This is a genomic window from uncultured Sphingomonas sp. (genome assembly GCF_902806265.1).
Taxonomy (GTDB): Bacteria; Pseudomonadota; Alphaproteobacteria; order Sphingomonadales; family Sphingomonadaceae; genus Sphingomicrobium.
Genome location: NZ_CADCVZ010000012.1, coordinates 1 through 18,836 on the forward strand (window position 1 = coordinate 1; position 18,836 = coordinate 18,836).

20 protein-coding genes, 1 tRNA gene and 2 pseudogenes are annotated in these 18,836 nt (G+C 67.5%); 8 read left to right on the forward strand and 15 right to left on the reverse strand.

What is annotated here, in order from left to right:
- The 3 genes from QZX62_RS03035 to folK form a co-directional block, all read right to left on the reverse strand.
- On the reverse strand, positions 1–199 hold a 199-nt coding region (locus tag QZX62_RS03035; protein WP_294172039.1), incomplete at its 3' end, for a hypothetical protein.
- 129 nt (positions 200–328) lie between these two features.
- A tRNA-Lys gene (locus tag QZX62_RS03040) sits at positions 329–404 on the reverse strand.
- Between the two features lie 13 nt (positions 405–417).
- Positions 418–909 (reverse strand): 2-amino-4-hydroxy-6-hydroxymethyldihydropteridine diphosphokinase, encoded by a 492-nt coding sequence (gene folK, locus QZX62_RS03045; protein ID WP_294172041.1) that lies wholly within the window; start codon positions 907–909, stop codon positions 418–420.
- Between the two features lie 105 nt (positions 910–1,014).
- Here folK and QZX62_RS03050 point away from each other — a divergent pair, with 105 nt between their 5' ends.
- Complete coding sequence (locus QZX62_RS03050; RefSeq protein WP_294172042.1) at positions 1,015–1,704, forward strand: uracil-DNA glycosylase; 690 nt, start codon at positions 1,015–1,017, stop codon at positions 1,702–1,704.
- A complete protein-coding gene (locus QZX62_RS03055) occupies positions 1,704–2,813 on the forward strand; it encodes an alpha/beta fold hydrolase (RefSeq protein ID WP_294172043.1) in 1,110 nt (369 codons plus the stop codon). The genes QZX62_RS03050 and QZX62_RS03055 overlap by 1 nt, the downstream gene beginning before the upstream one ends.
- Here the strand turns inward: QZX62_RS03055 and QZX62_RS03060 are convergent.
- The 4 genes and pseudogenes from QZX62_RS03060 to rpsD all read right to left on the reverse strand — a co-directional run.
- Positions 2,779–3,195, reverse strand: a pseudogene (locus QZX62_RS03060) (nuclear transport factor 2 family protein); the annotation flags it as partial. The gene QZX62_RS03055 and the pseudogene QZX62_RS03060 sit on opposite strands and share 35 nt — an antisense overlap.
- Positions 3,196–3,242: 47 nt before the next feature.
- Positions 3,243–4,091, reverse strand: a complete 849-nt coding sequence (gene aguB / locus QZX62_RS03065; protein WP_294172044.1) for an N-carbamoylputrescine amidase — start codon at positions 4,089–4,091, stop codon at positions 3,243–3,245.
- A 7-nt stretch (positions 4,092–4,098) separates the two neighbouring features.
- Positions 4,099–5,076: an agmatine deiminase family protein gene (locus QZX62_RS03070; protein ID WP_294172045.1), complete on the reverse strand. Its 978-nt coding sequence runs from the start codon at positions 5,074–5,076 to the stop codon at positions 4,099–4,101.
- 166 nt (positions 5,077–5,242) lie between these two features.
- The gene (rpsD, locus tag QZX62_RS03075) at positions 5,243–5,857 is read right to left on the reverse strand and encodes a 30S ribosomal protein S4 (protein ID WP_294170286.1); all 615 of its coding nucleotides are present in this window, start codon (positions 5,855–5,857) and stop codon (positions 5,243–5,245) included.
- 255 nt (positions 5,858–6,112) lie between these two features.
- Between rpsD and QZX62_RS03080 the strand changes: the two genes are divergently transcribed.
- Positions 6,113–6,388 carry a chorismate mutase gene (locus QZX62_RS03080; protein ID WP_294172046.1) on the forward strand — a complete coding sequence of 92 codons (276 nt, stop codon included), beginning with the start codon at positions 6,113–6,115 and terminating at the stop codon, positions 6,386–6,388.
- A 357-nt stretch (positions 6,389–6,745) separates the two neighbouring features.
- Here the strand turns inward: QZX62_RS03080 and QZX62_RS03085 are convergent, their stop codons facing one another.
- From QZX62_RS03085 to murI, 7 genes are all read right to left on the reverse strand, one after another.
- Positions 6,746–7,480: an RNA methyltransferase gene (locus QZX62_RS03085; RefSeq protein WP_294172047.1), complete on the reverse strand. Its 735-nt coding sequence runs from the start codon at positions 7,478–7,480 to the stop codon at positions 6,746–6,748.
- Positions 7,480–7,980 carry a transcriptional regulator NrdR gene (nrdR, locus tag QZX62_RS03090; RefSeq protein WP_294172049.1) on the reverse strand — a complete coding sequence of 167 codons (501 nt, stop codon included), beginning with the start codon at positions 7,978–7,980 and terminating at the stop codon, positions 7,480–7,482. Before nrdR ends, QZX62_RS03085 begins: the two co-directional genes overlap by 1 nt.
- Complete coding sequence (locus QZX62_RS03095; protein ID WP_294172050.1) at positions 7,980–9,284, reverse strand: serine hydroxymethyltransferase; 1,305 nt, start codon at positions 9,282–9,284, stop codon at positions 7,980–7,982. The genes nrdR and QZX62_RS03095 overlap by 1 nt, the downstream gene beginning before the upstream one ends.
- Positions 9,284–9,730, reverse strand: a complete 447-nt coding sequence (gene rpiB / locus QZX62_RS03100) for a ribose 5-phosphate isomerase B (protein WP_294172052.1) — start codon at positions 9,728–9,730, stop codon at positions 9,284–9,286. The genes QZX62_RS03095 and rpiB overlap by 1 nt, the downstream gene beginning before the upstream one ends.
- A 50-nt stretch (positions 9,731–9,780) precedes the next feature.
- Entirely contained in the window at positions 9,781–11,424 is a 1,644-nt protein-coding gene (locus QZX62_RS03105; protein ID WP_294172053.1) for a hypothetical protein, read from the reverse strand.
- Between the two features lie 200 nt (positions 11,425–11,624).
- On the reverse strand, positions 11,625–12,839 hold the full coding sequence (hemA, locus tag QZX62_RS03110; protein ID WP_294172055.1) for a 5-aminolevulinate synthase: 1,215 nt from the start codon (positions 12,837–12,839) through the stop codon (positions 11,625–11,627).
- A gap of 71 nt (positions 12,840–12,910) precedes the next feature.
- Positions 12,911–13,693 (reverse strand): glutamate racemase, encoded by a 783-nt coding sequence (gene murI / locus QZX62_RS03115; protein ID WP_294172057.1) that lies wholly within the window; start codon positions 13,691–13,693, stop codon positions 12,911–12,913.
- A gap of 73 nt (positions 13,694–13,766) precedes the next feature.
- Here murI and plsY point away from each other — a divergent pair, with 73 nt between their 5' ends.
- The 5 genes and pseudogenes from plsY (at position 13,767) to topA (ending at position 17,984) form a co-directional block, all read left to right on the forward strand.
- The gene (gene plsY, locus QZX62_RS03120; RefSeq protein ID WP_294172058.1) at positions 13,767–14,366 is read left to right on the forward strand and encodes a glycerol-3-phosphate 1-O-acyltransferase PlsY; all 600 of its coding nucleotides are present in this window, start codon (positions 13,767–13,769) and stop codon (positions 14,364–14,366) included.
- A 113-nt stretch (positions 14,367–14,479) separates the two neighbouring features.
- Positions 14,480–14,584 carry a hypothetical protein gene (locus tag QZX62_RS11825; RefSeq protein ID WP_366926177.1) on the forward strand — a complete coding sequence of 35 codons (105 nt, stop codon included), beginning with the start codon at positions 14,480–14,482 and terminating at the stop codon, positions 14,582–14,584.
- Positions 14,585–14,587: 3 nt separating this feature from the next.
- Positions 14,588–15,114, forward strand: a pseudogene (locus tag QZX62_RS03125) (DNA-processing protein DprA); the annotation flags it as partial.
- A complete protein-coding gene (locus QZX62_RS03130) occupies positions 15,094–15,456 on the forward strand; it encodes a hypothetical protein (protein ID WP_294172115.1) in 363 nt (120 codons plus the stop codon). The pseudogene QZX62_RS03125 and the gene QZX62_RS03130, both read left to right, overlap by 21 nt.
- 50 nt (positions 15,457–15,506) lie before the next feature.
- A complete protein-coding gene (topA, locus tag QZX62_RS03135) occupies positions 15,507–17,984 on the forward strand; it encodes a type I DNA topoisomerase (RefSeq protein ID WP_294172060.1) in 2,478 nt (825 codons plus the stop codon).
- Here topA and QZX62_RS03140 read toward each other — a convergent pair.
- Entirely contained in the window at positions 17,981–18,730 is a 750-nt protein-coding gene (locus QZX62_RS03140) for a HesA/MoeB/ThiF family protein (protein WP_294172061.1), read from the reverse strand. The genes topA and QZX62_RS03140 overlap by 4 nt on opposite strands.
- Positions 18,731–18,836 lie beyond the last annotated feature (106 nt).

Sequence of the window (18,836 nt, forward strand, 5' to 3'; positions counted from 1 at the left end):
TCGGCGTACAGGGATCTCGCTCCTGGTAGCCGGCTGACTTCAGCCACTGGCTCATCACCACAGCCACTTCATCCGCAGGGCACAAGTTCCGGCACCAGGCCTCCCGACCCTCGTTGCTGCACGCCACACGCAGCCGTCTTCGTACCGCCCCTCTCGATCGGAAGAGCGCGTCCTGCTTGGCTTCGTCGTTGTCGTTCATGGGTCGCTTCTCCGGCTGGGTACAACAGCAACCCTAGTGAACAAGCCCTGCAAACCACTATCTGTTACCTAGTCCGTTACCTTAAGGAACTTCGCAGTAAGTGTCGGTAGGTCTAAGTATTTGAAAAGGTGGTGAGCCGTGCTGGGTTCGAACCAGCGACCCGCTGATTAAAAGTCAGCTGCTCTACCGACTGAGCTAACGGCCCACTGCCGCTCGCCCTAGCTCCGCGGGCGGCAGCGGGCAAGGCGATGAGCGAGATGGCGCGGCGTTTGCGTGCCGGCCACTCGCCAGCTGGGTGCGATCGCCAGCAGTGGCTGCAGCACGAACCGCCGGTCGGGCAGGCGGGGATGAGGGATCGTGAGATGGCGGGAGCGGAAGTGCCCGCCGCTCCACAAGAGGACGTCAAGATCGAGCACCCGTGCTGCCCAGCGGCGGCCGGGGCGGCGGCCGAACTCCCCCTCGAGCTGCTTCAGCTCAGCGAGGAGCGCCGCCGGCTCCAGCTCCGTCTCGATCACCGCGGCCGCGTTGGCGAAGTCGCGCCCGGCTCCACCGCTTGCCGGGTTGAGCATCATGGGGGAGGCGGCGAACAGGCCGAAGCGCCGGTCGAGCTCGGCAATGGCGGCCTGCACGACCTCAGCCGGCCGCCCGTGCCGCCCGTGCGGGCGGTTGGAGCCGATCGCAATGGCATAGATATGGGCCTGTTCGGTCAAGAATCCCGCAGTCCTGAGCTTGGCGAAGGACGGTTCTCCCCCGTCAGGGCGGTAAGGGGAAAGGCAGCTCTTCGACAAGCGCAGGGCTGCGGGTATGAGTGGCCGATGCTTTGCTGCGCGCCCGCCACCCTGTCCCCGGTCCCTCAAGCCGAAGCGCCGCGCGACTGCCCTTTGTGCCCGCGCCTGGTACGATTTCGCGAGGAATGCCGCGCCGAACATCCAGGCTGGTGGAATGCTCCGGTGCCGGCATGGGGGGATCCACAGGCGTGGCTCGCGGTAGTGGGCCTTGCGCCTGGCAAGCATGGCGCAAATCGCACCGGCCGGCCGTTCACCGGCGACTATGCGGGCGAGCTGCTTTACGCGACTTTGCTGAAGTACGGGCTGGCCGAAGGGGAATACCGCGCCGATCCCGCTGACAGCCTGCAGCTCAAAGGCGCCGTGATCCTGAACTCGGTCAAGTGCCTGCCGCCCGCCAACAAGCCGGAGCCGAGCGAGATCGCCACCTGCCGAACTTACTTCGAGGCCGCGTTGACCGAGCTGCCGACGGTGCGGGTGCTGGTCGCGCTGGGCCAGATCGCGCACGTCGCCGCGGTGCGTGCGCTGGGGATGAAGCCGAGCGCCGCCAAGTTCGGGCACGCGGCTGAGGTTGTCGCGCCGGACGGCCGCGTGCTGCTGTCGAGCTATCATAGCTCGCGCTACAACCAGAACACGGGCAAGCTCGACGCCCCGATGTTCGAACGCGTGTTCGAGCGGGCGCTGGCTGTGGCTGGTCGGCGGCCTGAGGAGTTTGCCTGATGCGACTGCTTTGCGCCTTCTTCGCCCTGTTTCTTGCGGCGCCCGTTCTCGCGGCGGACTACACGGGACAGGCGAAGGAAGGCACCGTCATCCTCCGCAACTTCCGGTTCAACGACGGCAAGGTCCTGCCAGAGCTGAAGCTTCGCCACCTGACGCTTGGCACGCCGCGGCGCGACCGGATCGGGCGGATCGCTAACGCCGTCATGGTGCTTCACGGCACGGGCGGAAGCGGCAAGCAGTTCCTCCAGCCGCAATTCGCGGACGAGCTGTTCGGCCCCGGCCAGCCGCTGGACCTGCGCCGCTATTATTTGATTCTGCCCGACAACATCGGCCATGACGGCTCCGCCAAGCCGAGCGACGGGCCGAGGATGCGCTTCCCGTCGTACAACTATGCCGACATGGTCGAGGCGCAGCGTGGGCTGCTTGATCGCCTGGGCGTCGGTCGGCTGCGCCTGCTAATGGGCACCTCCATGGGCTGCATGCACGGCTTCGTCTGGGGTGCGCGCTACCCTGAGCGGCTTCGGGCGATGATGCCGATGGCCTGTCTGCCGGTGCGGATCGCCGGGCACAACCGCATGTGGCGTCGTGCAGCGATCGACGGGATCAAGGCCGACCCGGCCTGGCAAGGCGGGGAGTACCGCACCCAGCCCGTCCAGGGACTGCGCACCGCGGTCAGCCTGCTGCAGGTCGCGGGCTTCGCGCCGCTCTACCTGCAGAAAGCCTACGCTACTCCGGAAGCGGCCGACGCCTACATCGCCGAGCGGATTGCGAAGGACATTCCGACGCGCGACGCCAACGACCTCATCTACCAGCTCGCCGCTTCCTACGACTATGATCCTTCGGGCGCGCTGGAGCGCATCCGCGTGCCCACCACTTGGGTGAACAGCAGCGACGATTTCATTAATCCTTCGGATTATGGCATCGCCGAGAAGGCGGCAGCGCGGCTGCCGAACGCGCGTTACGTGCTGATCAAGGCGACTGACGAGACGCGAGGACACTCGACCCATACCTGGGCGAGGTTCTGGAAGAACGAACTCGCCGACCTGCTCCGACGGACCGAGTCTTCTCGCGCGGCGGCTCCGCCGAGGAGACGTGGTTCAGCCAGATGACCCAGCGACCGCCGCGCTTGCGCATCAGCCGGGTGTTGACGCCGTCCTGCGGGTCCTCCGGCCGGTCGAGCCGGTAGCGGCTGATCAGTTGCGCCGCGTCCGGAGCCAGCATCTCGACCCGGATGTCAAAGAAGCGGAGTTGCCCGCGGCGCTCTGGCGAGCCGCCATAGTCGCGGACGTAGTGGTCGAGCGTGCCCTGCCAGTCACGCTGAAACCGGCCCTTGGATACGAAGATCACGTCCGGATTGGCGAACCCTTCCATGTAGCCCCGAAAGTCGCCGCGGTTCCACGCCGCCTGCATGCGCGCGATCACCTGCCGGATCGCCTGCTTCTCTGCCTCCTCGGCAGCCACGGTTTGCTGCGGTTGCGCGCCGGCCGGCATGGAAGCGGTCAGTGCCATGGCAGCAAGGAGCGCAGCGGCGGTCCGCATCAAACGTCTTCCACGAGCCGCCCATACAGCTCCGGCCTCCGGTCGCGGAAGAAGCCGAAGGCGGCGCGGTGGCGGCGGGCCTGGGCGATGTCGAGCTCCGCCACCAGCACGCCCGTCTCATCCGCGCCGAACTCCGCAGCCATGTCGCCGCGTTCGTCGCAGATGAAGCTGTGCCCATAGAAGCGCTGGCCGCACTCGGTGCCGATGCGATTGGCCGCTACCACCGGAACAACGTTGCTGACCGCATGGCCGACCATCGCGCGGCGCCACAGCCGCGAGGTGTCGAGGTCGGGATCGTGCGGCTCGGAGCCGATCGCGGTCGGGTAGAAGAGGATCTCCGCGCCCATCAACATCATTGCGCGAGCGGTCTCCGGGTACCATTGGTCCCAGCAGACGCCGACGCCCAGCGTGGTCTGTGCCGCCTTCCACACCTTGAAGCCGGTGTTGCCCGGGCGGAAGTAGAACTTCTCCTCATACCCCGGGCCGTCGGGGATGTGGCTCTTGCGGTAAACGCCTGCGACCTTGCCGTCCGGACCGACCATCGCCAGCGAGTTGTAATGGTGCGGCCCGTCCGCCTCGAAGAAGCTGGTCGGGATCCAGATGTTCAGCTCGGCCGCGAGCTGCTGCATTGCGAGCACGGACAGGTGCTCGGCCGTGGGCTTGGCGGTCGCGAACAGGCCTTCGTCCTCCACCCGGCAAAAATAGGGACCTTCGAACAGCTCGGGCGGCAGCACCACGTCGGCGCCTTTGCCAGCCGCCTCGCGAACCAAGTCGGACACGTTGCGGATGTTGGCCGCCGTGTCCTCGCTAAACGCGAGCTGCAGGGCAGCGACGGTGATCTTGGTCATGGCGTCCTCAGGCCGGGATTTGCTGGCTGATGCAGTGGAAGCTGCCCCCGCCGGTGAGGATATGGTCGGCGCTCAGGCCGATTGCCAGCCGGTCGGGGAAGAGCTGCTGCACCACGCGGACGGCCGCCTCGTCGTTCGTTGCACCGTAGATCGGCACGACCACGGCGGCGTTGCCAATCAGGAAGTTCATATAGCTTGCCGGGATGATCTCGCCCCCGCGCTCGACCCGGCCGGGGGAGGGCAGGGGCACGACCTCAAGCCCGGCCGCCCGCAGCCGCGCCGCGGCATCGGCGTACACGGCGGCATTAGGATCATCAGCCCCGGCCACCGGCAACGCGACACGTCCGGGCGCAACGAAGCGGGCGAGATTGTCGACGTGGCCGTCCGTATGGTCGTTGAGCAATCCGTCGCCGAGCCAGACGACCCGCTCAAAGCCAAGGTCGCGGGCGAGCAGTTCCCCGATCTCCTGGCGTCCGAGATCGGGATTGCGGTTGGGATTGAGCAGGCACTGCTCGGTGGTGAGCACCGTGCCCGTTCCGTCGCCCTCGATCGCGCCGCCTTCAAGCACCCAGCCGGCCTTGGCATAGGGCAGCTCGGCGGTAGTGGCGAGTCGCTCGCCGATGCTGTCGTCGCCGGGCAGGTCGTACTTGCCGCCCCAGCCGTTGAAGCCGAAGCCCTGGGCCCACCGCTCGGCGCGCGAGCCCGTGACGATCGGTCCGGTGTCGCGCAGCCAGACGTCCCCGAACGGCTCTGGCAGCACGCTGGCGAACGGCGCGAGCTGGCTGGCGACCTCCGCCGCGCTCTCGTTCGCCGCCACCAGCCGGATCTCTTCGCCACGACCGTTCGCGTGCAACGCCCGGGCGAGCTCCGCCACTTCGGCTTGGGCCGGCCCGAGATCGTCCAGCCAGAGTTCGGGATCGCTCGGGAAGCCGATCCACATCGCCTGGTGCGGCGCCCACTCGGGCGGGGGAAGTCGAACGATCATCGCTGAGCCCCAAAGCCCCGCATGTGCCGAGTATGTCGAAGCACTGTTTTTCCCTTGTGGCATCAGGAGAGTGACAGCCCAACTACAAGCGTCGGGCTACTGCGACACGAGAAAGGGCGACCTCTCACGAAGCCGCCCCTCCATACTCCAGCGGTGCGGTTGCCGCTTACCGGCTGTAGAACTCGACAACCAGGTTCGGTTCCATCCGGACAGGGTAGGGCACCTCGTCTAGCGTGGGCACGCGATTGAAGGTTACCTTGGCCGTGCCGTCGGCAACGACGTACTCGGGGATGTCGCGCTCAGCGAGGCTCTGCGCTTCCATCACCAGCGCCATTTCCTGCGCCTTGGGGCCGAGCTCGATCACCTCGCCGACGTTCACCCGCCGCGAGGCGATGTTGCACTTGACCCCGTTCACGCGGACGTGGCCGTGGCTGACCAGCTGGCGCGCAGCCCAGATCGTCGGGGCGAACTTGGCGCGGTAGACGATCATGTCCAGCCGCCGCTCGAGCAGGCCGATGAGGTTCTGCGAAGCGTCGCCCTTCATCCGGCTGGCCTCGAAGAAGGTCTTCTTGAACTGCTTCTCGGTAACGTCGCCATAGTAGCCCTTGAGCTTCTGCTTGGCACGGAGCTGGATGCCGAAGTCGGACATCTTGCTCTTGCGGCGCTGGCCGTGCTGTCCGGGGCCGTACTCGCGGCGGTTGACCGGGCTCTTCGGACGACCGAAGACGTTCTCGCCCATGCGGCGGTCGAGCTTATACTTGGCGCTGGTGCGCTTCGACATCTGTTAACTCCAATTGCGTTCGAGTCTCTGTTGTCGCTCTTCTTGTCCGAAAACCGGTTCCCACTTTTCGGGAAGAGCTTTGCGTCCTCGGAGCCGCGCTACGTCGATCGGGAGACCGGGCAGGACCACCGCTTCACCGAGGGTGCGGGGTCAATTGCGATGACGCGCCGATAGCTTTCGCACTTGCGAAGGTCAAGGTCGGGCGGGCAGAGACGAGGCATGACGGACGTCCGGGACCCTGCCGATTGCACCACCATGATCGAGGTTCGCGCAGGGGTGGATGAGGTCGATCGCCGCATCGTCGCCCTGATCGCCCGTCGCTTCGGCTACATGGACGCTGCGGCGCGGATCAAACCGGAGCGGAGCGCGGTGCGCGACGAAAAACGCAAGGCCGACGTGCTCGCCAACGTGGATGCCTCCGCGCGAGAGGCCGGGATTGACCACAAATTGGCAGCGCGCCTGTATGAAGATCTGATCGAAACTTCGATCGCCTATGAACTTGGCGTGTTCGACCGCGCTAGCCGGCGCTAGTTGAACCTTCCCGCGAAGGTCTCAATTTGGAGCGACCTGACGATCGTTCCGTGAGCTCTGCAGGTCGGCCCGCGTCTCCCTGGCTATTTCGTCCCATTCGGCCTGCGTTCGACATACTCGGCGTGCAATGCGTGTATCAACGTCAGCATCACGCTTGCAAACTACCTTGTCAGGCGAGGCGGATGGCTTGGCCGCTGCAGTTGCTTGTCCCTGCACGGACTGGGCGGCAAACAGCAATGAGACAAAGAGCATGTCGCGGACCTTCCAAGTTTGCCTGGAAAGCTTATCCTGAGGCCGTGAAATAGCAACATGCTAGCGGCCGTTTGCCGAACCGTACGGCGCTCTATCGAACCTCAGCTACTCGCAACCATCCGGCCGAATTCGGGGCGACGACAAGGCGCGCAGTATCCCGCGTACCGCCTTGATCTCCCGACTGGACCAACCGGTCTTGGTGAAGATCGTCCGGATGGTGTTCCGCGTCGCCTGCGTTCGCTCGGGCGGATGGAAGTAGCCGGCCGAGTTCAGGGCCCCTTCGAGTTGCCCGATCAGGCCGTCGACTTCGCCGTGAGCCGCAGGCGGCTCCGCTTCTCGCGCTGTGGGCTGAGCCAACCTTTGCGACCGCGACCATTCGTAGGCAAGGAGAATTACCGCCTGCGCTAGGTTCACGGAACCAAACTCCGGATTGATGGGTACGGTAACGATCGCATGGGCCTGCGCCGCTTCCTCGGTTGCCAGGCCCGAGCGCTCGGGCCCGAACAAGATCGCCGACCGCCCCGGGTTGCTGCCGATGCGCACCGCCATCTCTTCCGGCCCGACAACCGGAATGACCAGCTCGCGGCGGCGGACGGTGGACGCGAGGACCAGGCTGCAATCCGCTACCGCCTCCGCCACCGTGTCGAACAGCTGCGCCCGTTCAAGGACGATATCCGCCCCGCTCGCAGCCGGTCCCGCCTCTGGGTTGGGCCAGCCATCGCGGGGCGCGACCAGCCTGAGTTCGGTCAGGCCGAAGTTCAGCATGGCCCGCGCCGCCTTGCCGATGTTCTGGCCGAGCTGGGGACGCACGAGGACGATGACGGGAGGCGGCGGCTCCATCAGAGCAGCTTGTCGGAGCGATCAGGCGGCGGCGCGGACACGAGCTGTTCGCCTGCTTCCCCGACCTCGCCCGCGATCTCCGCGAAGTCGCTTGCCTCGCTGAAGTCCTTGTAGATGCTGGCGAAGCGAATGTAGGCGACATGGTCCAGGGCCTTGAGGCCGGCCATCACCGCCTCGCCGATCGCCTCCGTGCGGACCTCGTCGCCGCGGGTTTCGAGCTGGCGCTGGATGCCGCTGACCAGTCGCTCGATCCGGTCAGGCGCGATATCGCGCTTGCGGCAGGCGAGGGCAACGGCGCGTTCCAGCTTGCGGCGGTCGAAGGCCTCGCGCTTGCCGTCCTTCTTGACGACCACAAGGTCGCGCAACTGAACGCGCTCAAAGGTGGTGAAACGGGCGCCGCAGCCTTCGCATTGGCGCCGCCGCCGGATCGCCGCCCCGTCCTCCGACGAGCGGCTGTCCTTCACCTGGCTGTCCTCATGGGCGCAAAAGGGGCAGCGCATCAGCTATAGATGGGGAAGCGCGCGCACAGCTCACGGACCCGGCCGTTGACCTGGCGCTCGATCTCCGCGTTGCCCTCCAAGCCATTCGCCTTCAGGCCGTCCAGCACGTCGGCCACCATGTCGGCGATGTCGCGGAACTCCGCTTCGCCGAAGCCGCGCGTAGTGCCGGCGGGGGAGCCGACGCGGATGCCGCTGGTCTTCATGGGCGGCAGCGGGTCAAATGGAACGCCGTTCTTGTTGCAGGTGATGCCCGCGCGCTCGAGGCTTTCGTCGGCGTCACGGCCGGTCAGCCCCAGTGGACGGAGATCGACCAGCGCCAAGTGCGTGTCGGTGCCGCCCGCGACCAGGTCGGCACCGCGCTCCCCGAGACGGTTGGCGAGCGTCCGGGCGTTGGCAACCACCGCCTTGGAGTAGAGCTTGAAGTCGGGCCGCAGCGCTTCGCCGAAGGCCACGGCCTTGGCCGCGATGACGTGCATCAGCGGACCGCCCTGAAGGCCAGGGAAGACCGCCGAGTTGATCTTCTTGGCGATCGCCTCGTCGTCGGTCAGCACCATGCCTCCGCGTGGCCCCCGCAGCGTCTTGTGGGTGGTGGTGGTGACCACATGGGCGTGCCCGAAGGGCGAGGGGTGCTCGCCCGCCGCGACCAGGCCGGCGAAATGCGCCATGTCGACCATGAAGGTCGCGCCGACGCTGTCGGCGATCGCGCGAAAGCGGGCGAAGTCGAGGTGGCGCGGGTAGGCCGAGCCGCCGGCGATCAGGATGCGAGGCTTGTGCTCCGCAGCGAGCCGCTCGACTTCGTCGAAGTCGACCAGGTGATCGTCGGGGCGGACACCGTATTGCACCGCGTTGAACCACTTGCCCGACTGGGCGGGCGGCGCGCCGTGGGTGAGGTGCCCGCCGGCGGCCAGGCTCATGCCCAGGATGGTGTCGCCCGGCTTGGCCAGCGCCAGCATGACGGCGCCGTTGGCCTGGGCGCCCGAATGAGGCTGGACGTTGGCGAAGCGGCACCCGAACAGCTGCTTGGCCCGGTCGATGGCCAGCTGCTCCACCGCGTCCGACGGGCCACAGCCCTGGTAGTAGCGGCGGCCGGGATAGCCTTCCGCATATTTGTTGGTGAGGACGGAGCCCTGCGCCTCCAGCACGGCGCGCGAAACGATGTTCTCCGACGCGATCAGCTCGATCTGCGTTTGCTCGCGGGTGAGCTCGGAGCCGATTGCGTCCGCGATCGCCGGATCGGCATCGGCGAGCGTGCGGGTGAAGAAGCCATCGGGCTGGGCGTCGTGGAGCTTGGCAACGGTGGCCATCAGTCGCTGTCCTGCAGGTCAAGTGAAAGCATATCGACTCGGCGCTGGTGGCGCCCGCCGGCGAAATCGGTGCCGAGAAAGGCCGCAACGATGGCCCGCGCCATGTCGCCGCCGACGAGCCTCGCCCCGATGGCGATGACATTGGCATCGTTGTGCTCGCGGGCAAGAGCTGCTGACAAGGGATCGTCCACCCGAGCGCAACGGCAGGCCGGATTGCGGTTGACGGCGATGGAGATGCCGATGCCCGAGCCGCACACCGCGATGCCGCGGTCCGCCGCGCCAGCAGCGACCGCCTCGGCCAGGCGGCTGCCGAACTGGGGATAGTCGACGCTGTCCGGCCCATTGGTGCCGAAGTCGCTCACCTCATGCCCGTCCTCGCGCAACCAGCGAACAAGCTCGTCCTTCAGGGCGAACCCGGCATGGTCGGCGGCAAGGGCGATGCGCATGGCAATGCCCTAGTCCAAGCGGCCCGGTTCCGCCAGAGCCGCATGGGTGGTCATGCTGGCTTGGGCGTGCCGCCTTCCAGTTGCGCAAGCCGGGCAGCCATGGACTCGATCTGGTGCTGGAGCATGGCTTCGCGCGAGTGGCGACCGCGGGCGACCCGCAAGGCATCGGCCAGATGGGGGACAAGCTGGCGAACGGCCTCAAGCTCCTGGCGGTTGTAGCGGTTGCCGTCCGAGCGGCGACCGAGACGGAGCTCGCCCACAGGCCCAGCCTCGTCGGCAAGGGTCAGCCGCTCCAATAGCCTGCGGTCGTCCTTGGACTCGACGTTGCGGGCGGCCACCAGCTCGGTTCCTTCAGGTAGGTTGAGAAGCACGGCCGCCTGCGCGGGATGAACCGCTTCCTCGATGATGCTGAGCGCGCGGGTGGCGACCTCCGCCGGAGTTTCGGTCAGCCCCCAGCTCTTGAGCCTCTGCGCCGCGCCTTCGATCCGGTCCATGGGTCCGCCGAACCGCTTGCGGGTCCAGCCGAGTACCGCGGATTGTGTCGGCGCGAAGATGCCGGCGGCGATTATCGCGCCAACAGTCGTCGCCCCGGCTTCGCTGTCGCGCCCGATTACTTCGGTGATAACGAGCTTAACTAGGTCGGAGCTGGCTGCCCAAACCACTCCGACGATCAGCGTCACAACGGCATAGGCCGCGGAGCGCGTGATTACCGTGTCCGCTTCCCAAAGCCGGAAGCGGACCAGGGCGACCAGCAGCCCGATGGCCTTGACCGCCATGCCGGTGCTGAACAGCACCAGGATCAACAGGCTCCGGAACGGCGTGTAGGTGCTGGGATCGTCACCCATCGCAGCGGCCATGATCATGGCCGCGAAGATCAGCAAGAGGCCCGAAGCGAAGCCGAAGCCTGCCCACTTGATCTGCTGGCGGGCGATCCCGGCACCCTGCCTGCGGAACCGGACGATCTGGCTGAGCAATACTGCCAGCAGGAGACTGATCCCGACGATGCCTTGCAGGTCCTCATCGATGCCTGGCACCGAGACGAAAACCGCCAAGGGTACCCCAAGCGGGATGAGCCAGCGCAGCAGGCGAGGAACGAAGACGCCGTCGGGGAACGCTGCAAGTGCGACCAGCAGCAGGTAGAAGAAGATGCCGCCCAGCAGGTCGACCATGAGCGCCTTGTTTGTCCATAGCCAGAACTGCAGGGCAGGGTCGATCGACGCGGCCATTCCGACGAACGCGAATGCCAGCAACATGGCGACCGGATCGTTGGGCCGCCGCAGCGCAAGCAGCAGGCTGCAGGCCAGCAGTGCCGTGCAGGCCAGCAGCGCGGCCCCGAGCCGCGTCCAGATCCGCAGGTTGCGGTTCTGCTCATCCGCAGCGGATCGTTCGACTTTGGTCGGTCGGAGCGACACAAGGACTTGGCGCCCATCGGGCTGCCGAAGGGTAAGGATCGGCTGGGTCTTCTTCGATTTGCCGAGGAGATCGGCGAGATCGTCGACCACGAGATCGCCCGAGACAGGTCTTCCGTTGAAAGCAAGGACCTTGGAGCCAACGGTCACGGCAGGTCGGGCCGCGGCCGTGGGAAGCGTTCTGACGAACAGTTCGCCATCCGGCGTTACATGAGTCTCCAGCCCGTGCTCCGTGATCACCGGTGCCATCGCGTAGCTCGCGCGGACCGCATACATCGTGCTCACTACGACAGTCAGCACGGCTAGGCCGAAGCACAAGATCCAGAGGGGCCGAAGCAAGCGCGCCGGGCTATCCGGGATCGGCCGGAGGCGGGTTGGCGGCTTGAACAATGCCGTGACGGATGCGCTCAAGAAGGCCCCCTTCAACTTACGCTGAAGGCTGTTTACCACCCTTTACCGCTTTTGGCAGGTGCCGAATGTGAACCTCAGGCGGCCACCTTGAGCTCCAGCCGGTCCCAGACCTCGACCAGCGCGCCGGTCAGCTCGTCCTGCATGGCCTCGTCGTGCCACGGTCCCGGGGTGAAGCGCAGGCGCTCGGTGCCGCGGGGGACGGTGGGGTAGTTGATCGGCTGCACGTAGAGCCCGTACTCGGCGAGCAGGATGTCGCTGATGCGCTTGGCCTTGAGCGGGCAGCCGACCAGCAGCGGAACGATGTGGGTGGAGCTGTCCATCACGGGCAGGCGGGCGTCGGCGAACTTGGCCTTGAGCATCGCGGCGGCGGCCTGCTGCGCCCGGCGCTCCTCGTTCGAGGCCTTGAGGTGGCGGACGGAGGCAAGGGCGCCGGCGACCAGCACGGGGGACAGCGACGTCGTGAAGATGAAGCCCGGCGCGTAGCTGCGGATGCAGTCGACTATGTTGCGGTCGGCCGCGACGTAACCGCCCATCACGCCGAACGCCTTGCCGAGCGTGCCTTCGATGATGGTGACCCGACCGGCCACTGCGTCCCGTTCCGAGATGCCGCCGCCGCGCTCGCCATACATGCCGACCGCATGCACCTCGTCGAGGTAGGTCAGCGCGCCGTAGCGATCGGCGAGGTCGCATATCGCGGCGATCGGGGCGACGTCGCCATCCATCGAGTAGACGCTCTCGAACGCGATCAGCTTCGGGGTGTCGGCGTCCTCGGCCGCCAGCAGCTCCTCAAGGTGCTCGAGATCGTTGTGCCGGAACACCCGCTTCTCGCAGCCGCTGGTCCGGATGCCGGCGATCATCGACGCATGGTTGAGCTCGTCGGAGAAGATCACGCAGCCCGGGAGTAGCTTGCCCAGCGTCGACAGCGCAGCTTCGTTCGAGACGTAGCCGCTGGTGAACAGCAGCGCCGCTTCCTTGCCGTGGAGGTCGGCGAGTTCGCCCTCCAGCTGGACATGGTAGTGGGTGTTGCCGCCGATGTTGCGCGTTCCGCCCGACCCAGCGCCGACATCGTGCAGCGCTTCTTCCATGGCCGCGATCACCGCCGGGTGCTGGCCCATGCCGAGATAGTCGTTGGAGCACCACACGGTGATCGGCTTGGGACCGTTATGCCCGGCGAAGCACTTGGCATTCGGGTACCGCCCGCGCTCACGCAGGATATCGATGAAGACGCGGTAGCGTCCCTCGTTGTGCAGCCTGTCAATCGCTGCCTGGAAGATGCGGTTGTAATCCAAGGAAGTCCCGTGCTCGCGGCGCATTTAGCGATTGCGGCCCGCGAATGCCATTGCAAACGACTCGCATTTCTTCACAGGCTCGTCACCCGTTCCAGGCCGTGGTGCGACAAGGCCGTTACGAGGCCAGCGGACGGGGCGCCGCCGGTGAACACGGCGACGTCGGCGTGAGCGTCGTCGGACCAGGGTTGGCCCCGCGTCAGGAAGGCGATCCGGCGCGCGATCCCGGCGCCGCCGTCGACCTGGCGCGCATTGGGCATGGCTGCGGCCAGCTCAGCCGCCAGCAGCGGGAAGTGGGTGCAGGCAAGCACCACCACGTCGAGGTCGGCGCGTGCCGCCAGCGGCTCGACCGCGGCCGCCACTGCCGCGCCGGACACCGGCCGGCCCGCCAGCCGGTCCTCCGCCAGCGCCACCAGCTCGGCCGAGCCGTGACGGATGACGGTGCAGTCTGCCGCGAACCGGGCGGCGAGGTCGTCGACATAGGGTTGCCGGACGGTTGCCTCCGTGCCGAGCACGCCGATGACGCGGCTCCGGGAGAGTTCGGCGGCCGGCTTGATCGCGGGAACGGTTCCCACCACCGGGATCTCCAGCGCCGCCCGGACATGCTCCAGTGCGATGGTCGACGCCGTGTTGCAGGCGATCACCACCAGGCGCGGATGGTAGCGCTCGACCAGACGCCCGAGCAGCGCCGGCACTCGGGCCGCGATCTCCCCCTCGGTCCGGGTGCCGTAGGGGAAGGCCGCGCTGTCCGCGACATAGACGATCGACGCCTGCGGCAGCAGCACCCGGGTCGGCTCCAGCACCGACAGGCCGCCGACACCGGAATCGAAGAACAGCAGGGGAGCGGCGGCGTTCACCACATTGCTGTGGCCGCTGCCGGCACGTGAAGCAACATTGCCTCGCTTGACCCATCTGCTACCACCCCGCGCCATGTCCCCGCTCTCCCAGCCGGCGCTGATCGCGTTGGCAATCGGTTATTTCCTTGGCGCAATCCCGTTCGGCCTGCTGCTGACCCGGCTGGCGGGCAAGGGCGACCTGCGCGCGGTCGGTTCCGGCAACATCGGCGCCACCAACGTGCTCCGGACCGGATCCAAGGGGCTGGCGGCCGTGACGCTCCTGCTAGACGCGCTCAAGGGGACGGCGGCGGTGCTGATCGCGCAGCGCTGGCTGCCCGGAATGGAAAACTTCGCCGCCGCCGGAGCGCTGATCGGGCACCTCTACCCGGTGTGGCTGCGGATGCGGGGCGGGAAGGGCGTTGCCACCTTTCTGGGTGTGCTGCTCCCGCTCTTCTGGCCAGCGGGTGCAATCTATGCGGCCGTGTGGATCGCTGCCCTTCTGCTCCTGCGCATCAGCTCGGTGGCTGGCATCGCGGCCGCGGCGAGCGCCCCGCTCAGCGCAGCGGTGCTCGGGCGCACCGACTTGCTACCGTTGCTGGCCGCCTTTGCCCTGCTCATCATCTGGAAGCACAAGGCGAACATCGCCCGGCTGCGCACCGGCACGGAGCCGCGCGTAGGAGCCGCCAGGGAGTGAACGAAGGCGGTCTGCTTGCCCGCATCCGGCTGATCCGCAGTCAGAGCATCGGGCCCGTCACCTTTCGCTAGCTGCTCGCCCGCTTCGGCAGTCCGGAAGCGGCGCTGGCCGCGGTGCCGGACCTCGCCGCCCGTGGGCGGGGACGAGCGCCCGTGCTGTTCTCCGAGGACCAGGCCCGGCGCGAGGTCGACAAGGTGGAGCGGCTCGGCGCGCGCTAGCTGGTGCTCGGCCAAGGCCTCTACCCGCGGGCGCTGGCCGAGCTCGACGATGCGCCGCCGCTGCTGATCGTCGCGGGCGATACGCGGTTGCTGGACCGGCCGTTGGTGGCGATCGTCGGCGCCCGCAATGCCAGCGCTGCAGCGTGCCGTTTCGCCCGCCAGCTCGCCTACGACCTGGGGCGCGAGGATGCGGTGGTGGTCTCCGGCCTGGCGCGAGGCATCGACTCGGCGGCGCATGGTGGGGCGATCGACAGCGGTACCGTGGGCGTGATCGCCGGCGGCATCGACGTCTTCTACCCGCCCGAGAACGAGCCACGGCAGCGGGCTTGTTCAAGCGCGGGCTGGTGGTCGCCGAGATGCCGCCGGGAACCGAGCCGCGGGCGCGGCACTTCCCTTACCGCAACCGGATCATCGCGGGCCTCTCCGCCGGCACGGTGGTGGTCGAGGCCGCGCCGCGCTCGGGCTCGCTGATCACTGCGCGGCTGGCGGGCGAGATGGGGCGGGGGGTGATGGCGGTCCCCGGCTCCCCGCTCGATCCGCGGGCGCAGGGCTGCAACGGGCTGATCCGCGAAGGCGCTACGCTGGTCCAGAACGCCGCGGACGTGCTGGAGGTCATCCGGCCGATCGGCGGCGGTGTAGCTTCGCCCCGAGCGCCATTCGCCCATGCCACGCCGGAGCTTGCAACCGAGCCGGGCGATTCTGAGCGCCGCCGGGTCGAAGAGCTACTCGGCCCCACGCCCTCGCCGGTCGACGAGATCGTCCGCCTGTCGGGCCTACCCGCCGGTGCGGCGCAGCTGGTGCTGCTCGAACTCGACCTCGCCGGCCGCATCGATCGGCACGCCGGCGGCAAGGTCAGTCTTCAGCCCGCTTGACGGCGGCCGCCGCCCATCCCCACCCTCGTACGCATGCGTGAGGGGCAATCGTGAAGCTTGTAGTTGTTGAGTCGCCGGCCAAGGCGAAGACCATCGAGAAATATCTGGGCGCCGGGCACCGCGTGCTGGCGAGCTATGGCCATGTTCGCGACCTGCCGCCCAAGGACGGGTCGGTCGATCCCGACCAGGGTTTTGCGATGGAGTGGGAAACCTATCCGGACAAGGCCAAGCAGCTGAAGGCGATCTCGGACGAGGCCAAGACGGCCGATGCACTGATCCTGGCGACCGACCCGGACCGGGAAGGGGAGGCGATCAGCTGGCACGTCCAGGAAGTGCTGCGGAAACGCAAGGTCCTGCCTAAACAGGTCGAACGGGTGACGTTCAACGCCATCACCAAGTCGGCGGTGACCGAAGCCATGGCCCGGCCGCGGCAGCTCGACGAGGATCTCATCGACGCCTACCGCGCGCGACGGGCGCTCGACTATCTGGTCGGCTTCACTCTATCGCCGATCCTGTGGCGCAAGCTGCCAGGCGCCAAGTCGGCCGGGCGGGTGCAGTCGGTGGCGTTGCGGCTGATCGTTGGTCGAGAGCGCGAGATCGAGGTCTTCAAACCTCAGGAATATTGGACGGTCAGCGCGCAGTTCGAGCAGGACGGCCAGCGCTTCGTTGCGCGGCTAGTCGGGCTCGACGGCCAGAAGATCGACCGGCTGAGCATCGGTGACAAGGGCGCGGCGGACACGGCGAGGGCTGCGGTAGAAGCCGGGCGCTTCACCGTGCCGTCGGTCGAGACCAAGCCGCTTGGCAAGAACCCGCCGCCGCCGTTTACCACCTCGACCCTGCAACAGGAGGCCGCGCGCAAGCTGGGCTTTGCCGCCAGCCACACCATGCGGGTGGCGCAGCAGCTCTATGAAGACGGGCTGATCACGTACATGCGGACGGACGGCGTACAGATGGCCGACGAGGCGATCTCGGCCGCGCGCAAGGCGGTCGCCAGCCGCTACGACGCCGGCTATCTGCCGGACAAGCCGCGGCATTATGCGACCAAGGCCAAGAACGCGCAGGAAGCGCATGAAGCGATCCGGCCGACCGACTTCTCCAAGGCGAGGGCGGCGAGCGGTGACCATGCGCGGCTGTACGAGCTGGTCTACAACCGCGCGCTCGCCAGCCAGATGGCTTCGGCGCGGTTGGAGCGGACCACCGTCGAGCTGACGGACGGGGCGGGCCGGGCGACGCTGCGGGCGACCGGACAGGTGGTGCTCTTCCCCGGCTACCTCGCGCTCTATGAGGAGGGCCGCGACGAGAAGGCGGAGGATGAGGAGGGCGCGCGCATGCCCCACCTCACCCGCGGCGACGCGCCGGCCAAGCTCGGCGTCGACGCGGTGCAGAGCTTCACCCAGCCGCCACCGCGCTACTCGGAGGCGAGCCTGGTCAAGCGGCTGGAAGAGCTCGGCATCGGCCGGCCATCGACTTACGCAGCGACGCTGCAGACGCTCAAGGACCGCGAGTATGTCCGGCTGGAGAAGAACCGCTTCATCCCCGAGGAGAGCGGCCGGCTGGTGACCGCCTTCCTGGAGCGCTTCTTCCCCAAGTACGTCAGCTACGACTACACCGCCGAGCTCGAAGAAGAGCTCGACGATGTGTCGGGCGGTCGGCTCGACTGGCAAAAGCTGCTCGAGGCGTTCTGGCGCGACTTTAAGCCCAAGGCGGGCGAGGTCATGGAGCAGAAGCCCTCGGAGGTGACCGCCGCGCTAGACGAGTTCCTGTCGCCCTTCCTCTTCCCCGACAAGGACGACGGCAGCGACCCGCGGCTGTGCCCGAACTGCGGCAACGGACGGCTAGCGCTGCGCGGCGGCAAGTTCGGCGCGTTCGTCGCCTGCTCCAACTATCCCGATTGCAAGTACACGCGGAAGTTCGGGCAGGGCGGGGCCGAGGAAGCGGCCAACGACGGACCGCAGGAACTGGGCAACGGCATCGTGCTCAAGTCGGGCCGGTTCGGCCCGTACGTCGAACAGGGCGACAAACGAGCCTCGATCCCCAAGGATGTGCCGCTAGGCGATCTGGATCTTACCATGGCGGAGAAGCTGCTGACCTTGCCGCGACCGATCGGCAACCACCCGGAGACGGGCGAGCCGATCGTGGCGAGCATCGGCCGTTACGGCCCTTACCTGCAGCACCAGGGCAAGTACGCCCGGCTGACGAGCACCGCGGAGGTGTTCGAGACCGGCATGAACGCGGCGGTCGCCAAGCTGGCGGATGCGGCAAACAACGGCGGGCGGCAGCGGGGTGGGGCGCGGGAGCCGCTGGCGGTGCTCGGCGCGCATCCGGAAACGGGCAAGGAGCTGAAAGTCATGGAGGGGCGCTTCGGGCCCTACGTGACCGACGGCACCACCCATGCCACCCTGCCCAAAAGCGCCGATCCGAAGGCTGTGACGCTGGAGGAGGCGGTGCCGCTGATCGATGCCAAGGCGGCGCAGGGGCCTGCTAAGGGCAAGGGCAAGAAGGCGCCGGCCCGGAAGAAGAAAGCCTAAGACTCGCTGCCGCACGCCTTGCATCGTGGATCAGCCGGGAGCCGGATGGTTCGCCACTCGCCCCTGAGTCCGTCGAATAGGTGGAGCTTGCCCGCAGGGTCGTCCCCGGCGCCCGCCAGCACACGGATGGCAAGTAGGGCTGCGAAGTTGCCGACCGTGCCGGTGAGCGCGCCGAGCACGCCGAGCTCCGCGCAGTTGTCGCAGTCGTCGGCGTCGAATGCCTCCCCGACGAAGCAGCGATAGCACGGTCGCCCGCGCCATAGGGCTACCTGGCCCTGGAACTGCGCCGCCGCGGCGGACAGGAGTGGGATGCCGAGGTGAATGGCGGTATCACTGACGAGTAGGCGCGTGGCGAAGTTGTCGGTTCCGTCCAGGATCAGGTCGTGGCCGGACAGCAGCGCATCCGCTTTGCCCGGCTCGACGCGCTGCTCGACCGGACGGAGCTCCACGAACGGGTTGAAGCGGCGGACGAACTGCGCGGCCAGCGCGGCCTTGGGTTCGCCGATCTCCCGCGAGCGGTACAGCGGCTGGCGATGGAGGTTGGAGAGGTCGACCGCATCGCCGTCGATGATCGTCAGGCGGCCGATGCCCGCGCCCGCCAGCGCCGGAATAACTGCGCAGCCGATGCCGCCCGCGCCCACCACGCAGACGCTGGCTGCCTTGAGTCGCTGCTGCCCTTGCCCGCCGATCTGCGGGAGGACGAGCTGGCGACTGTAGCGGGTGAGTTCTTCGTCGGTGAGGCTCACCGCCCTGTGGACTCAAACCCGCGCTCGCCGCGGCAAATGGGGAAGGGCTCGGCGCCGTGATTGATCACGATCACCTTGAGCTCGCAATACATATATGTCGGGAAGG

Excerpts from the sequence above, each read along its gene's own strand:
- QZX62_RS03130 (WP_294172115.1), top strand. The coding sequence starts at position 15,094 with ATGGCGGTCCCCGGCTCCCCGCTCGATCCGCGGGCGCAGGGCTGCAAC.
- QZX62_RS03095 (WP_294172050.1), bottom strand. The coding sequence starts at position 9,284 with ATGGCCACCGTTGCCAAGCTCCACGACGCCCAGCCCGATGGCTTCTTC.
- rpiB (WP_294172052.1), bottom strand. The coding sequence starts at position 9,730 with ATGCGCATCGCCCTTGCCGCCGACCATGCCGGGTTCGCCCTGAAGGAC.
- QZX62_RS03080 (WP_294172046.1), top strand. The coding sequence starts at position 6,113 with ATGATCGAGGTTCGCGCAGGGGTGGATGAGGTCGATCGCCGCATCGTC.
- rpsD (WP_294170286.1), bottom strand. The coding sequence starts at position 5,857 with ATGTCGAAGCGCACCAGCGCCAAGTATAAGCTCGACCGCCGCATGGGC.
- QZX62_RS03070 (WP_294172045.1), bottom strand. The coding sequence starts at position 5,076 with ATGATCGTTCGACTTCCCCCGCCCGAGTGGGCGCCGCACCAGGCGATG.
- QZX62_RS03055 (WP_294172043.1), top strand. The coding sequence starts at position 1,704 with ATGCGACTGCTTTGCGCCTTCTTCGCCCTGTTTCTTGCGGCGCCCGTT.
- aguB (WP_294172044.1), bottom strand. The coding sequence starts at position 4,091 with ATGACCAAGATCACCGTCGCTGCCCTGCAGCTCGCGTTTAGCGAGGAC.
- plsY (WP_294172058.1), top strand. The coding sequence starts at position 13,767 with ATGTCCCCGCTCTCCCAGCCGGCGCTGATCGCGTTGGCAATCGGTTAT.
- nrdR (WP_294172049.1), bottom strand. The coding sequence starts at position 7,980 with ATGCGCTGCCCCTTTTGCGCCCATGAGGACAGCCAGGTGAAGGACAGC.
- QZX62_RS03050 (WP_294172042.1), top strand. The coding sequence starts at position 1,015 with ATGCTTTGCTGCGCGCCCGCCACCCTGTCCCCGGTCCCTCAAGCCGAA.
- QZX62_RS03085 (WP_294172047.1), bottom strand. The coding sequence starts at position 7,480 with ATGGAGCCGCCGCCTCCCGTCATCGTCCTCGTGCGTCCCCAGCTCGGC.